Source organism: Streptococcus sp. HMSC10A01, assembly GCF_001807785.1.
GTDB lineage: Bacteria > Bacillota > Bacilli > Lactobacillales > Streptococcaceae > Streptococcus > Streptococcus gordonii.
This window is the reverse complement of sequence record NZ_KV790983.1, coordinates 539326-554452: the sequence shown is the minus strand read 5'-3', so window position 1 is coordinate 554452 and position 15127 is coordinate 539326. Positions and strand designations below refer to the sequence as shown.

10 protein-coding genes are annotated in these 15127 nt (G+C 38.9%); 8 read left to right on the top strand and 2 right to left on the bottom strand.

Annotated features, from left to right (window positions below):
• Position 1 precedes the first annotated feature (1 nt).
• Together HMPREF3108_RS09705 and HMPREF3108_RS09700 are read right to left on the bottom strand one after the other, a co-directional pair.
• Positions 2-1297 (bottom strand): sugar ABC transporter permease, encoded by a 1296-nt coding sequence (locus HMPREF3108_RS09705; protein WP_061597088.1) that lies wholly within the window; start codon positions 1295-1297, stop codon positions 2-4.
• Between the two features lie 176 nt (positions 1298-1473).
• Positions 1474-2739 carry an extracellular solute-binding protein gene (locus HMPREF3108_RS09700; protein WP_060553245.1) on the bottom strand — a complete coding sequence of 422 codons (1266 nt, stop codon included), beginning with the start codon at positions 2737-2739 and terminating at the stop codon, positions 1474-1476.
• A 324-nt stretch (positions 2740-3063) separates the two neighbouring features.
• On the opposite strand from HMPREF3108_RS09700, the gene malQ reads away from it, so the two are divergent.
• The 8 genes from malQ (at position 3064) to HMPREF3108_RS09660 (ending at position 14968) form a co-directional block, all read left to right on the top strand.
• Positions 3064-4614, top strand: a complete 1551-nt coding sequence (gene malQ, locus HMPREF3108_RS09695) for a 4-alpha-glucanotransferase (RefSeq protein ID WP_061597089.1) — start codon at positions 3064-3066, stop codon at positions 4612-4614.
• Complete coding sequence (gene glgP, locus HMPREF3108_RS09690; protein ID WP_061597090.1) at positions 4607-6868, top strand: glycogen/starch/alpha-glucan family phosphorylase; 2262 nt, start codon at positions 4607-4609, stop codon at positions 6866-6868. The genes malQ and glgP overlap by 8 nt, the downstream gene beginning before the upstream one ends.
• 303 nt (positions 6869-7171) lie before the next feature.
• Entirely contained in the window at positions 7172-10384 is a 3213-nt protein-coding gene (locus tag HMPREF3108_RS09685) for an SGO_0107 family LPXTG-anchored pilin-like protein (protein ID WP_061596305.1), read from the top strand.
• 112 nt (positions 10385-10496) lie between these two features.
• Positions 10497-11495 carry a Holliday junction branch migration DNA helicase RuvB gene (gene ruvB, locus HMPREF3108_RS09680; RefSeq protein ID WP_008808138.1) on the top strand — a complete coding sequence of 333 codons (999 nt, stop codon included), beginning with the start codon at positions 10497-10499 and terminating at the stop codon, positions 11493-11495.
• Positions 11496-11499: 4 nt separating this feature from the next.
• Positions 11500-12078 (top strand): nucleotidyltransferase family protein, encoded by a 579-nt coding sequence (locus tag HMPREF3108_RS09675; protein WP_061596304.1) that lies wholly within the window; start codon positions 11500-11502, stop codon positions 12076-12078.
• A gap of 247 nt (positions 12079-12325) precedes the next feature.
• Positions 12326-12748 (top strand): low molecular weight protein-tyrosine-phosphatase, encoded by a 423-nt coding sequence (locus HMPREF3108_RS09670; protein WP_008808140.1) that lies wholly within the window; start codon positions 12326-12328, stop codon positions 12746-12748.
• 2 nt (positions 12749-12750) lie between these two features.
• Positions 12751-13164: an MORN repeat-containing protein gene (locus HMPREF3108_RS09665; protein ID WP_008808141.1), complete on the top strand. Its 414-nt coding sequence runs from the start codon at positions 12751-12753 to the stop codon at positions 13162-13164.
• The gene (locus HMPREF3108_RS09660) at positions 13154-14968 is read left to right on the top strand and encodes an acyltransferase family protein (protein ID WP_060553240.1); all 1815 of its coding nucleotides are present in this window, start codon (positions 13154-13156) and stop codon (positions 14966-14968) included. The genes HMPREF3108_RS09665 and HMPREF3108_RS09660 overlap by 11 nt, the downstream gene beginning before the upstream one ends.
• Positions 14969-15127: the final 159 nt, after the last annotated feature.

The following is a 15127-nucleotide window of genomic DNA, read 5'->3' as shown; positions in this document are numbered from 1 at the left end:
CTTAGACGTCCTCCATGTCAAATGCGTGTAGTTTCTTGAAAGCAATCATTGAAATACCGATAACGATAATTGAGATAATCAAGGTTACGGCTGCGGCCATTGAGTACTGAGGTGCAGTACCAGTAGTTAAACGATAAATCCAAGAAATCAAGATATCTGTTGAACCAGCGCCTCCACCGACACTACCAGGTCCACCCGCATTAAAGAGGTAGATGATAGAGAAGTTATTGAAGTTGAAGGTATACTGACTGATAAGAGTTGGCGCAGCAACAGCTAAAATCATTGGTAGCGTAATGTTGCGGAATTTTTGCCAAGCATTTGCTCCATCAATATAAGCTGCTTCATACAAATCATTTGGAATGGATTGCAGAATTCCCAAAGTCAAGACGTAGATGTATGGGAATCCTAGCCAACCTTGCATCATAATCAAGGCAACCTTGGTCCAAGTAGGATCTGTTTTCCAAGGGATGAGGGTATTGTTCAAGAAAGGCAATACCTTGCTAAGCAAAGGAATAACTTGGGTGTTGATGGCACCGATACTATCATTAAACATATTTGAGAAAGTCAAGATTGTAATGAAAGCTGGTACCGCCCAAGGAAGTAGGAAGATAACACCGAAGATGCGTTTTCCTTTGATGAAAGGCTGGTTAGCAATAATAGCTGTGAAAATACCGATAACAATTTGTAAAGTTGAAGCACATAAAGCCCAGATGATAGTCCAAGATAGGACAGAACCAAAGGCTGAACGGAAGGTGCTGAGACTCCAAATGTTGCTGAAGTTTGTCAAACCAACCCAGTCAAGCAATTTAGTTGGTGGCAAATGTTTGAAATCATAGTTTGTAAAAGCAATCAGAAGAGTTACCAATACAGGGAAAATGATAGCAAAAGTCATCGCCACATAAGAAGGAATGATGAGCAAGTATGGGAAACCATTCTCATAAATGCCGTGAACCATTTCTTTCAGAGTCGTATGAACCGGAATACCGTTATTCCAGCGTTTAGCTGTTGTGTGAGCGTCCTTTAAGTTAAAGGCATAAAATAGGAAATAAACCAGTACGATAATTAAGTGGAAGGCACCACGGATCAACATAAAGAGGGAGTTGTCGCGTCCGCGCATTTCACCAAGTGTGATAAGATTTCCTAGCTCACCAGAAGCGATCGCAAAGAAATAGATTAGAAAGGCCAGTGTCACACCTAAGAAGATGAACCCCTTGGCTTTCTGTTTGTTATAAATTTGTCCAAGTCCTGGAATCAGGGACAGCAACAAGGCTTTACTTGGGTTCTGTTGTCTAGTCATATTTGTCTCCTGAATAAGATTCAAAGAGGGGCTAAAAATTTTGAAAGCAGAGAATATAAAACTAAATGTTAGAAAATATTTCTCTTTTTTCAAAATTTTTAAGAAACCCGTAGTTGTTTTAATAGCTTTTTTAATAAAGAAGGGGTAGGGAAAATTCCCACCCCTAGAGTTCTTTATTATTTGTCAGCGTATTTTTGAGCGATAGTATCTTTGATTAATTTCACTGCATCGTCAGCAGCAGTTTTAACATCTTTTTTACCGCTTACAGCATCGAACAACATAGTTTTAGCTGGATCCCAAACTGTACTCATTTCAGAGATGTTTGGCATTGGTTGAGCTGATTGGAACTGTTTAACAACTGCGTCTGTCAGTTCATCTTTCTTGCTTACTGCATATTCGCGTGCTTCTGTGTTAGCAGGTACTTCGTTAGTAGCATCGTAAAATGCTTTTTGTTGATCAGTTGAAGTCAAGAAGTCAACGAATTTTTGAGCAACTTCTGGGTTTTTAGCACCAGTTGGGATAACCCAAGCTTTACCCCCACCGAAAGCAGCGTATTCTTTTCCATTTGGAAGAGTTGGGATAGTTGAAACACCATAGTTTACTTTAGCTTCTTTCAAAGCAGATGCTTTCCATGGTCCATCGATGATAGCAGCAGTTTTTCCACCTTGGAATTGTGATTGGATCAAGTTTCCAGCGCCTTCAGTATCTTGCATTCCTTTAGGCCATTTTGCATACCAAGTTTTAGCGTATTCGATACCTTTGATTGCGCCTTCGTTAGCAAGACCGATATCTTTAGGATCTTTACCGTTGTCACCAAATACGTAACCACCGTTACCAGCTAGAAGTCCGTATGCATAGTAGAAGTTAGTCCAGTCAGCAAGGAATGCAGATGTTTTACCATCTTCACCAGCAAACGCATATTTGCTATCTTTTGCAAGTTCTTCCAATTCAGCAAAAGTAGTTGGAGCTTTTGAAACTAAATCTTTGTTGTAGTACATTACAAGTGTTTCGATAACAGCAGGTGCTCCGTAGACTTTTCCACCAGTTGTAACAAGTGATTCAGTTGTTTTGTCAGTTTTGCTACCTTTGCTAAGTTTTACTTCGTTTAATTGTCCATCAGTACCGAGGCTACCTACACGGTCATATGGCGCCATCAAAACGTCAGGAGCTTTACCAGATTGGTTGTCAAGTGAAAGGTTGTCCAATCCACCCATTTGGTCACCAGTCTTAATAGTGACTTTTGAACCAGTTTCTTTTTCAAAAGCTGCAGCAGCTTTCTCCATGTAAGCCTTGTACTGCTCTTCAACATAAACTGTAACGTTTTTATCACCAGACTCAGATGATTTAGTTGAAGAAGCCTTGCTACCACAAGCAGCTAAAATAAAGCTAGCTACAGCAACAGTACCCAATACAGCAGCACTTTTAAGAGCTTTGTTTTTCATGTTTATTCCTCCTAAGAATAAAAAAAGTAATAATTTACATTTAAGTTTACGCAAACGTTTTCTTAAACTAAAAAAATTATATCACAAAAAGTAACCGTTTGCAAGATATTTTTCCAAAAAATCAAAAAAATATTTTTTATCCGACAAATTATTTGTCAATATTATAGAAGAAAAAAAGGAAAGTTGGATGATTCTCTTGAAGAATTTAAAAAAATTTTATAAAATGGTTGCATAGAAAACTAAAAACAGATATAATCGAACTACGCAAACGTTTTCGTTGAACAAAATGTAGATTTTAACTAAGAAAAATATTGAGGTGACAAGATGAAAGAACGTCAAAGTGGTGTTCTCATGCATATTTCTTCTTTGCCAGGGAAATACGGAATTGGATCTTTTGGGAAAAGTGCGTATGATTTTGTAGATTTCTTGGTGAGAACTAAGCAACGCTACTGGCAGATTTTGCCACTAGGCACGACTAGCTATGGAGACTCTCCTTACCAATCTTTTTCTGCTTTCGCAGGGAATACTCACTTTATTGACTTAGATCTTCTTATAAAAGAAGGTTTGCTTCAAGAAAGTGATTTAGATGGTGTGGATTTTGGAAGTGATCCTAAGGCTGTTGACTATGCTAAGATATTCGAAGCACGTCGTCCACTATTGGAAAAAGCTGTTAAAAATTTCCTTCAAAGTTCTGATTTGAAGGCTTATAAAAAATTTATTGCAGACAATGCCAACTGGTTAGACCTGTACGTTGATTATATGGCCATCAAAGAGTACTTTGATTTGGCGGCGTGGACTGAATGGTCTGATGAAGACATTCGCCTGCGTAAGCCAGAGGCCTTGGCTGCTTACCGTGAGCGTCTGAGCGAACAGATGGAATACCATCGAGTTACGCAATACTTCTTCTTCCAACAATGGCTGGCTTTAAAAGATTATGCGAATAAGCATCATATTGAGATTGTCGGAGATATGCCAATCTATGTAGCGGCAGACAGTGCTGATGTTTGGGCACAACCACATTTCTTTAAAACAGACGCTGTTGGTAAACCAACTTGTGTGGCAGGATGTCCGCCTGATGAATTCTCAGAAACAGGACAGCTTTGGGGGAACCCAATCTATGACTGGAAAGCTATGGATAAAGATGGCTATTCTTGGTGGGTTGAGCGTCTGCGTGAAAGCTTTAAGATTTATGACATCGTTCGTATTGACCATTTCCGCGGATTTGAATCTTATTGGGAAATCCCAGCGGATTCAGAAACAGCTGCAACTGGTAAGTGGGTAAAAGGGCCTGGCTATGCTCTCTTTAAAGCTGTGAAAGAAGCTTTGGGAGAACTGAATATCATTGCGGAAGACCTAGGCTTTATGACTGATGAAGTCATTGAGCTTCGCGAGAAGACTGGTTTTCCAGGAATGAAGATTTTGCAGTTTGCCTTCAATCCAGATGACGAAAGCATTGATAGCCCACACTTGGCACCTCATAACTCAGTAATGTATACAGGAACTCATGATAATAATACTGTTCTTGGCTGGTATAAGGATGAGATTGACGATCCGACACGGGAATACTTAGCTGTTTATACTAACCGTAAAGAATATGAAACAGTTCCTCATGCTATGCTTCGTACAATCTTTGCTTCTGTTAGCTATATGGCGATTGCAACCATGCAAGATTTACTGGAATTAGATGGTTCTGCAAGGATGAACTTGCCATCTACTATTGGTGGCAACTGGCAATGGCGTATGACAGAAGACGAACTGTCTAAAGAAGTAGAGGCAGAGTTGCTCTCTCTAACAACTATTTATCGCCGAATTAATACAAAACTTAAACCCAAAAACAATGTAAATCAGAATTCTAAAGGAGAAAAAAATGTCTAAATTACAGCAATACGTGCAAAACGCGTATCAAAAAAACATTGCTGATTGTACCAATGAAGAACTCTATACTGCTCTTTTGAACTATACAAAAGAATACAGTGCAACTAAACCTGTCAATGATTCAAAGAAGAAATTGTACTATATTTCTGCTGAGTTCCTGATTGGTAAACTCTTGTCAAACAACTTGATCAACCTCGGCCTTTATGATGATGTCAAAAAAGAATTGGCTGATGCAGGTAAAGATTTGATTGAAGTAGAAGAAGTTGAATTAGAACCATCTCTTGGTAATGGTGGTTTAGGCCGTTTGGCTGCCTGCTTCCTTGATTCAATCGCAACTCTTGGTTTAAATGGAGACGGAGTAGGTCTGAACTATCACTTTGGTCTCTTCCAACAAGTGTTGAAAAATAATGAGCAAACAACAATCCCTAACTTCTGGTTGAGTGATCAAAATTGGTTGGTAAAATCAACTCGTAGCTACCAAGTGCCTTTTGCAAACTTTACTTTAACTTCTACACTCTATGACATTGATGTACCAGGTTATAAGACAGAAAAGAAAAACCGTTTGCGTCTCTTCGATCTAGATTCTGTGGACTCTAGCTTGATTGAAAAAGGAATTGATTTCGACAAGACAGATATTGCTCGTAACTTGACTCTCTTCCTTTATCCAGACGATAGTGACAAACAAGGTGAACTTCTTCGTATCTTCCAACAATACTTCATGGTTTCAAATGGTGCGCAATTGATCATTGATGAAGCAATCGAAAAAGGAAGCAACTTGCACGACCTTGCGGACTACGCAGTTGTACAGATCAATGATACTCACCCTTCAATGGTTATCCCTGAGTTGATCCGTCTCTTGACAGAACGTGGGTTGGAATTTGACGAAGCTGTAAACATTGTCAAGTCAATGACTGCTTATACAAACCACACTATTCTTGCAGAGGCTCTTGAAAAATGGCCGCTAGAATTCTTGGAAGAAGTTGTTCCTCATCTTGTTCCGATTATCAAGGAACTTGACAAACGTGTCAAGGAAGTTTACAAAGATCCTGCTGTCCAAATCATTGACGAACATGACCGTGTTCATATGGCTCATATGGACATCCACTATGGATACAGTGTAAATGGTGTGGCAGCCCTTCATACAGAAATCTTGAAAAATTCCGAGTTGAAAGCTTTCTATGACATCTACCCTGAAAAATTCAACAACAAAACAAACGGTATTACTTTCCGTCGTTGGCTTATGCATGCTAACCCACGCCTTTCTCACTATTTAGATGAGATTCTTGGTCATGGTTGGCACCATAAAGCAGAAGAACTTGAAAATCTTTTGTCTTATGAAGATAAAGCTGCTGTCAAGGAAAAATTGGAAAGCATCAAAGCTCACAACAAACGTAAATTGGCTCGTCACTTGAAAGAGCACCAAGGTGTGGAAATCAATCCAAATTCTATCTTTGACATCCAAATCAAGCGTCTTCACGAGTACAAACGTCAACAAATGAACGCTTTGTACGTGATCCACAAGTACCTTGACATCAAAGCTGGTAACATTCCTGCTCGTCCAATCACAGTCCTCTTTGGTGGTAAAGCGGCTCCTGCCTACACAATTGCTCAAGACATTATTCACTTGATTCTTTGCTTGTCAGAAGTCATTGCGAATGACCCAGAAGTAGCACCACACTTGCAAGTAGTTATGGTTGAAAACTACAACGTAACTGCAGCAAGCTTCCTTATCCCAGCATGTGACATCTCAGAACAAATCTCACTTGCTTCTAAAGAAGCTTCAGGTACTGGTAACATGAAATTCATGTTGAACGGAGCCTTGACTCTTGGTACTATGGATGGTGCAAACGTAGAAATCGCTGAGTTGGTTGGAGATGAAAATATCTACATCTTTGGTGAAGATTCAGAAACTGTTATTGATCTTTATGCGAAATCTGCATACAAATCAAGTGAATTCTACGCTCGTCAAGCTATCAAACCGTTAGTTGACTTCATCGTAAGTGATGCAGTTCTTGCAATTGGGAACAAGGAACGTTTGGAACGTCTATACAAGGAGTTGATCAACAAAGACTGGTTCATGACTCTCCTTGACTTAGAAGACTATATCAAAGTCAAAGAGCAAATGCTTGCTGACTATGAAAACCGCGACGCATGGTTGGATAAAGTTATTGTAAACATTGCTAAAGCTGGTTTCTTCTCAGCTGACCGCACGATTCAACAATACAATGATGAAGTGTGGCATTTAGATAAATAAAAAATTCTCTTGGATAGCCCCATCAGTTAGGCCTTGATTCTGACTGATGGGGTTTTTGTTTTTCGAAGGATAAGGATATGAGCTTCCTGGTTAAAGGGAGTAGGCATATAGAAAAAGAGGAAGAAATGTCGCATTTTTCTGCTGTTTTATGACTTTATATTTGACTTTATGTATAAAATCTATTTGTCGTGTTTATTATGTATAGATTGCATAAAAATTAGATGAAATATCCTTGACAGTGTTATAGAAGAATATATAATATAAAGTAAGGGATTGGGCCCAAATATAAAGGAGGAAAATGTTGTGAAAAAGATGAATAAAAAGCTCTTTCATGCATTTATGACGCTGTTGTTAATAGTATCGGTATTCATACCTCTACTAAAAACAAGTTACACAGTTAAAGCGGAAGAATTGCCGTCAAACAGCTATACGATGACAACCTCTCCAACCATTAATAATAATCGGTTGGTTGATGGTGCCAAGTATGGTGAAGGAAAGTTCTATCTGAATCCGACCTACAAGTTTGATAATTCTGCAACTTTGAAAAACGGGGACTTTATGGTTTATAAAGTGCCAAAAGAGTTTAAAGTTGAGCGTGACATCACGACAGATATCTATGCCAAGGATGGAGCCACTAAAATTGCAGAACTGCAGACAAATGCTGCAACTAATTCTGCTACAGTGACCATCACTAATGAAGAATACTTCAAAAATCTGACAGAAGATCGTGAATTGACTGCTTTATTCACTGTAGTTTGGGCGGATGATGTCGAGTTAAATAAGGAATACAGCATTGATATTCCTGGTGCCGGGACATACAGATTGACTCGTATCGTACCAGATGATGATCCTACTGGTTATACCAAGTGGGGTGTCCAAGATGCTGATGATCCTAATTATGTTAACTGGCGTATTCGTATCAATCGTTACGTAAAACCTGTTACAGGAGTTAAGATTGAGGATACAATCCCTGAAGGTCAAGTCTTAGCAAGTGAAATTACTGGATATTACTTTACTGAATGGAATAAGGCTGAGGCTCGTCCAAGACTGGATGCTTCACATGTAAATGTTACGGGTACAAATTCTTTCACTATTACTCCAAATGGTAATGGTGACTTGAGTACACAAGGTCTGTATGTTTTGTACCGTACTCGTTTGACTGCTCCAGTTGACAATACCACCAAGAAAGCTTTCAACAATGTGAAAGTGACAACATCAGATGGTGTATATGATGTAGATGGCTTTGCTCCTCTAACAACTACTGAAGGAATTGGATCAGGTGCTCGCCCTTCTGAAGTTGAATTTGAAGTTACAAAGCAACTGAATGGTGGAACATTGAAAGGTGATGAATTCATCTTCCAATTGATTGATCCAGATGGCAAAGTGGTTGAAACTGCCAAAAACAACAAAGACGGACAAGTTAAATTTAAAGCAATTAAATTCTCAAAGGCTGGTACTTTCAAATACCAAATCAAAGAAGTAGATGAGAAAGAACCAGGCTATGTTTATGATAACAAGACCATTAATGCTGAAGTTACAGTAACAGATGTCTATGGAGAAAAGATTGCAAGTGTTAAATACGACAACAAAGTATTTGTAAATTCTTACTCTGCTAAACCAACTACAGCAACTATTGAAGCAATTAAAGTTTTGAAAGGCAGAGCCCTTGAAGCTGACAAGTATGAGTTCGAGCTCAAAGAAGGCGATACAGTCGTTGGTACAGCTAAAAATAAAGCAGATGGTTCAGTAGTTTTCCCAGCAATTGAGTATACTGCTGCAGGCCCTCATACATATACAATTACTGAAAAAGCAGGTAATGAACCAGGTGTGACTTACGACACAGCTTCACACACAGTAACTGTAGATGTTGCGGACAATGGACGCGGTCAGCTTGAAGCAACTGTTCCAGCTGACAAGCCAGTCTTCACCAATACTTATGCTGCAAAACCAGGAAAAACAGTAATTGAAGCTAAGAAAGTTCTGAATGGTAAAGAACTTGAGGCTGACAAATATGAGTTTGAGCTCAAAGAAAACGACAAAGTAGTTGGTACAGCTAAGAATACTGCAGATGGTTCGATTAGTTTCCCAGAAATTGAATACACTAAGGCAGGAACTTATACTTACACTATGTCAGAAAAAGCTGGTAATGAACCAGGTGTAACTTATGACAAAACTTCACACAAAGTAACTGTAGAGGTTGTGGACAATGGTCAAGGTCAGCTTGAAGCGACTGTTACAAGTGAAAAACCAGTCTTTGTAAACGATTATGTTGCAAAACCAGGTAAAAAAGCAATTGAAGCTAAAAAAGTTTTAAACGGTAAAGCCCTTGAAGCAGATAAGTATGAGTTTGAACTGAAAGACTCTGAAGGAAATCTTGTTGACACCGCTAAGAACAAAGCAGATGGTAGCATTACTTTCAAAGAAATTGAGTATAAAGGACCAGGCCTTCATACTTATCTCGTCTCAGAAAAAGCTGGCAAGGAAGAAAACGTTACCTACGATACAAATACTCACGAAGTAACTGTAGAGGTTGCGGATAACGGCCAAGGTCAATTGGTAGCAACTATCACTAGTGAACAACCAGTTTTCACTAACACTTATACAAAACCAGCTCCAGCTGCTGATACCATTACAATTGAAGCAACAAAAACTTTAGTTGGAAAGGAATTAGAAGCAGGTAAATATGAATTTGAATTGAAGGAAGGCGACAAAGTCATCGGCACGGCAACAAATGCTGCAGATGGAAAAGTTGTATTCCCATCAATCACATATACAGAAGCAGGTACACATACCTACACTGTTGCTGAAAAAGCTGGCAATGAAGAGAATGTTACTTACGATACGACAGTCCACACAGTAACCGTAGAGGTTGCAGACAATGGCCAAGGTAAGTTGGTATCTACAATTACTGGTAATAAACCAGCATTTGTGAATAAATACACTGCACCAACTCCACCGCCAACTCCAAATCCGCAACAACCAACTCCAGCCACTGCAACTATTCAAGCAAACAAGGTCTTGACTGGTAAAGAGCTGAAAGATGGTCAGTTTGAATTTGAGTTGACTTATCAAGGTAACGTAGTGGATACTGCTAAGAATAAAGCGGATGGTTCGGTAACCTTTAAATCACAAAGCTTCACTTCACCAGGTAAGTATGAATACACTATTACTGAAAAAGCTGGTAATGAAGCAGGTGTGACTTATGATAAGACAGTTCACAAAGTGACTGTAGAAGTTGCTTATGATACGAATGGTAAACTTGTAGCGACCGTTACTGGTAACGGACCAACCTTTACCAATACGTATGCTGCCAAAACACCTCCAACATCATCTGAAGAAAAACCAAAACCATCAGGTGATAAGCATGAAGATCCTAAGAAGGAAGAACCTAAAAAAGAAGTGAAGAAAGAATTGCCTAAGACAGGAACAGCTGAGTCCTCAGCCTTCTCTGTTCTTGTTGGCTTCCTGCTTCTTGCAGCTTCAGTCTTCTTATATCGTACTAAAAAGGTTGATTAATCTTTGGGTTTAAAAAGAAAGAGAGCGATGGAAAACCTTCATTAAAAAGGTTTCTCGCTCTCTTTTTTATTTAAAATAGTCCTAAACTATGATATTTTGATATAATGGTGACATGAGTAGAATTTTAGATAATGAACAAATGATGGATGAAGAAATGGTGGAGCGCACGCTTCGACCACAATATCTGCAGGAGTATATTGGCCAAGATAAGGTCAAGAATCAGTTGAAGATTTTTATTGAAGCAGCAAAACTAAGGGATGAGGCTTTAGATCATGCTCTTTTATTTGGTCCTCCTGGACTGGGGAAGACGACCATGGCTTTTGTGATTGCCAATGAGCTGGGTGTGAATATCAAGCAGACTTCGGGACCAGTTATTGAAAAAGCAGGAGATTTGGTTGCTATTTTAAATGATTTAGAGCCTGGTGACGTTCTTTTTATCGATGAAATACACCGTCTGCCAATGGCAGTAGAAGAAGTCCTCTACAGTGCTATGGAAGATTTTTACATCGATATCATGATTGGTTCAGGGGATGCTAATCGTAGTGTCCATCTTGATTTACCACCGTTTACCCTCATAGGTGCCACCACGCGTGCAGGAATGTTGTCCAATCCTCTGAGAGCTCGCTTTGGTATCACAGGGCACATGGAGTACTATGAAGAAGCTGATTTGACTGAGATTGTTGAGCGAACGGCAGAAATTTTTGAGATGGATATCACTCATGAAGCAGCTAAAGAACTGGCTTTGCGTAGTCGTGGCACCCCTCGAATTGCCAACCGTCTATTGAAGCGAGTTCGAGATTATGCTCAGATTATGGGCAATGGTTTGATTGATGAGACAATCACGGATCAAGCTCTTTCCATGTTAGATGTGGATCATGAAGGTTTGGACTATGTCGATCAAAAAATTCTGAGAACTATGATTGAGATGTATGGTGGTGGTCCAGTCGGTCTAGGTACCTTGTCAGTAAATATTGCTGAGGAGCGTGAAACGGTTGAAGATATGTATGAACCTTATTTGATTCAAAAAGGCTTTATCATGAGGACGAGAACTGGTCGTGTTGCGACTAGAAAAGCCTATGAACATTTAGGTTATGAATATATGGAGAAATAGGCTTATGGAAATAGAAGAGAAAAATCTTCTAGACCTTTTCTATGATGATCAGCATCTAATGACTATTGTAAAGATTATTCGAGAGTTGAATTTACAGGATAGCTGGCTGGCAGCTGGAAGTGTTAGAAATTTCATCTGGAATCATTTGTCAGGTCGGGAAAAATTTGATTTTGAAACAGATATAGATGTGATATTCTTTGATCCGACAGTTTCTTATGAGGAGACGTTACAAATTGAGAAGCGCTTGAGAGAAGCTTATCCACTCTATAGCTGGGAAGTAAAGAATCAAGTTTATATGCATATTCATAGTCCTAATACTAAGCCTTATACTAGTTCACAGGACGCTATGAGTAAATATCCAGAAACCTGTACAGCTCTTGGTTTACGTTTATTAAAAAATGATGATCTTGAGTTATTCATAGCTTATGGCTTGACTGATCTTGTTAACTTTCAAGTCAAACCCACACCGCATTTTTTAGCGGATGAGGAAAGGATCAAACTTTATAGAGAACGTTTGGAAAAGAAAAAATGGCAATCTAAGTGGCCTAGGTTGGACATTTATTTGCCAGAAAAAGAAACTTAAAATTGCTTTAAGATAATTTTAAGTTGGCTCGAGTATACTGTAGTCATAAGTTAAGAATACTTAGCTTGAACTCCTAAAACTTTTCTTTTTCATAATAATCTCCCTAAAAGACCACCCAATCAGGTGGTCTTTTCCTGCTTATTGGAAGGAAGAAAAATGCTAAATTGGCAGAAAAGCGTCCAGTTTTTTTGGAGGTCAGCAACCTATTTAATGTCATTTTCTGATATAATTAAGAAGAGGTATTTCTATGAAGAAAATTGTATTTGTTTGCTTGGGCAACATCTGTCGGAGTCCGATGGCTGAGTTTGTTATGAAAAGCTTGACTGATAAATTTCATATTGAAAGTCGGGCAACTTCTAATTGGGAACATGGAAATCCAATTCACCAAGGAACTCAAGCAGCTTTGAATGAGCATGCGATTATATTTGATGTTGAAAAAACTTCTCTGCAGATGTCTGAAAAGGACTTTGCCTTCTTTGATTATATCGTTGGTATGGATGCTTCCAATGTGGCCGATTTAAAAAAGATGGCCCCTCGGAAATATCAGGATAAGATATATCAGTTTATGGATAAAAGTGTACCAGATCCTTGGTATACTAATGATTTTGATGAAACTTACCGGTTGGTTCAAGCGGGATGTGAGCGCTGGCTGGAACGTTTGGATGGATAAAAATGGATAAATTAAAAGAATTTTATAATCGCTACCAGCATTATTTGACAAGAACAAATTTTGAGATAGCTGCTGTTACACTAATTGCTTTGTCTGCGATTTTAGTTTTTACTTCTAATATTCCAGATAAAGGAGTGCTTACTCTTGATAAGGGAGCGATTAAGTATGATGGCAGTCTGGTTCATGGAAAGATGGATGGTCAAGGAACTTTGACTTTCAAAAATGGCGATAAGTACGAAGGAGATTTCAAAAATGGAATCTTTGATGGCAAGGGGAAATTTACCTCTAAGAGCGGTTGGAAGTACGAAGGTGAGTTTAGTAAAGGCCAAGCGGACGGCCAAGGCACTCTAACAACCGAGCAAAAGGTCGTTTACAAAGGAAAGTTTAAACAAGGAATTTATCAAAATGCGCATTAAATGGTTTTCATTAGTAAGGATAGCAGGTTTGCTTCTCGTTCTACTCTATCATTTCTTCCAGGGAGTGTTTCCTGGAGGCTTTATTGGGGTGGACGTTTTCTACGCATTTTCTGGATTTTTGATCACCTCACTCCTGATTGATGAATTTGCTAAACGTCAAGAAATTGATATTTTAGGGTTTCTAAGACGACGTTTCTATAGGATTTTTCCGCCTTTGGTCTTTATGATTTTGATCACTCTGCCGTTTACCCTCCTCATTCGCAAAGATTTTGTGGCTGGTATTGGAACGCAGATAGCGGGTGCCCTAGGTTTTGTAACAAATTTCTATGAAATTTTATCGGGCGGTAGCTACGAAAGTCAGTTTGTTCCTCATTTATTTGTACATACTTGGAGTCTGGCACTTGAGGTGCATTATTATATTTTGTGGGGATTGGCAGTCTGGTTCTTGGCTAAGAAAAGTCGAAGCCTCGGCCAATTTCGAGGGATGATTTTTCTGATTTCGACAGGGATTTTCTTGTTTAGTTTTCTGTCCATGTTTGTAAGTAGCTTTTTCACTAAGAATTTTTCTTCTCTTTATTTTTCAAGCTGGACACATATCTTCCCCTTCTTTGCTGGGACAGCTTTAGCTACAGTTTCGGGTGTTCAAAGTGTAGGTGCAAATTTCAAGAAACTAGAACAATCTTGGAGCATGAAGCAGACGATAGCCACTATTGGTGGTGGTTTTGCTGTCTTAATTCTTCTAACCTTCCTGCTTCGTTTTGACAATATTTTCACTTATTTAGTCGGCTTTCTCCTAGCAACGATAGCTGCCTTGGCTATGATTTTGGGAGCTCGTGTTCTCCATGAAAAGACGCCGAAGCTGGCTGAGCCAATCTGGGTCACATTTATTGCTGATACGAGTTACGGTGTTTATCTCTTCCATTGGCCTTTTTACATTATTTTCAGTCAGCTGATGGGAAATGCAGGAGCAGTAGTATTAACTACTCTTCTATCCTTTGCCTTTGCAGCAGTCTCTTTCTATATTTTGGAACCTGTTTTAGCGGGAAGAAAACCAGATTTGTTTGGTATTAAGCTCGATGTAAAATCAATTGCGAGACCGATTTTTTATAGTCTGATCCCTTTGGGGCTCATCTGCTTCTTTATCATCTTTACTTCACCTAAGGTTGGAGCTTTTGAAGAAGACTTAATGATTAATGCCTTAAATCAAGCGGATAGTAAGATGCAATTAACCCGTAGCCAAGCGGATCAAACAACAGCTACTGATTACAATGTGGCGCCTGGAACGACCTTGATAGGTGATTCTGTAGCTTTGCGAGCTAATGACTGGTTACAAGAAGCTATTCCTGGTGTGCAATTGGATGCAGCTGTCAGCCGAAATTTAGAAACAGGCTTAGAGGTTTATCAAACAGATATTAGCAACAAGGTTCTTCTGCAAAATGTAGTCCTTGCTTTAGGCGCTAATACAGTTCCTAATTACGAAGAAGTGCTTAATAAACTGGTTGAAAAACTTCCAAAAGGACACCGTTTAATCTTAGTGACTCCATATGATGGACGAGTTGCTGGAGATGAAAATAGTGATCTAGTAAAAACTCGGCAGTACCAATTGGAATTGGCGAAGAAATATGATTATGTCTACGTAGCAGATTGGTATCAAGCAGCTATTGATAATCCTGCTATCTGGTATGGAACGGATTATGTTCACTTTGGCACTGAGTCACAAAGCATTGCTGCAGGTGGTCAATTATATGCTCAAACAATCAAGGCTACGCTTGATGAAGCTAATAAAGGTCCTGTCAAACCTTAATTTAATGATGAATATAAAGGCCCGATATTCGGGTTCTTTATATATAATATATGAAAGCGCTTACCTAATTTTTACAAGCTTCTGTGAAAATATGTAAACAAATCTATGTGAAATTAAATTATTACAAAATTTGATTTCACAAAAAAATAGAGGTAGTCG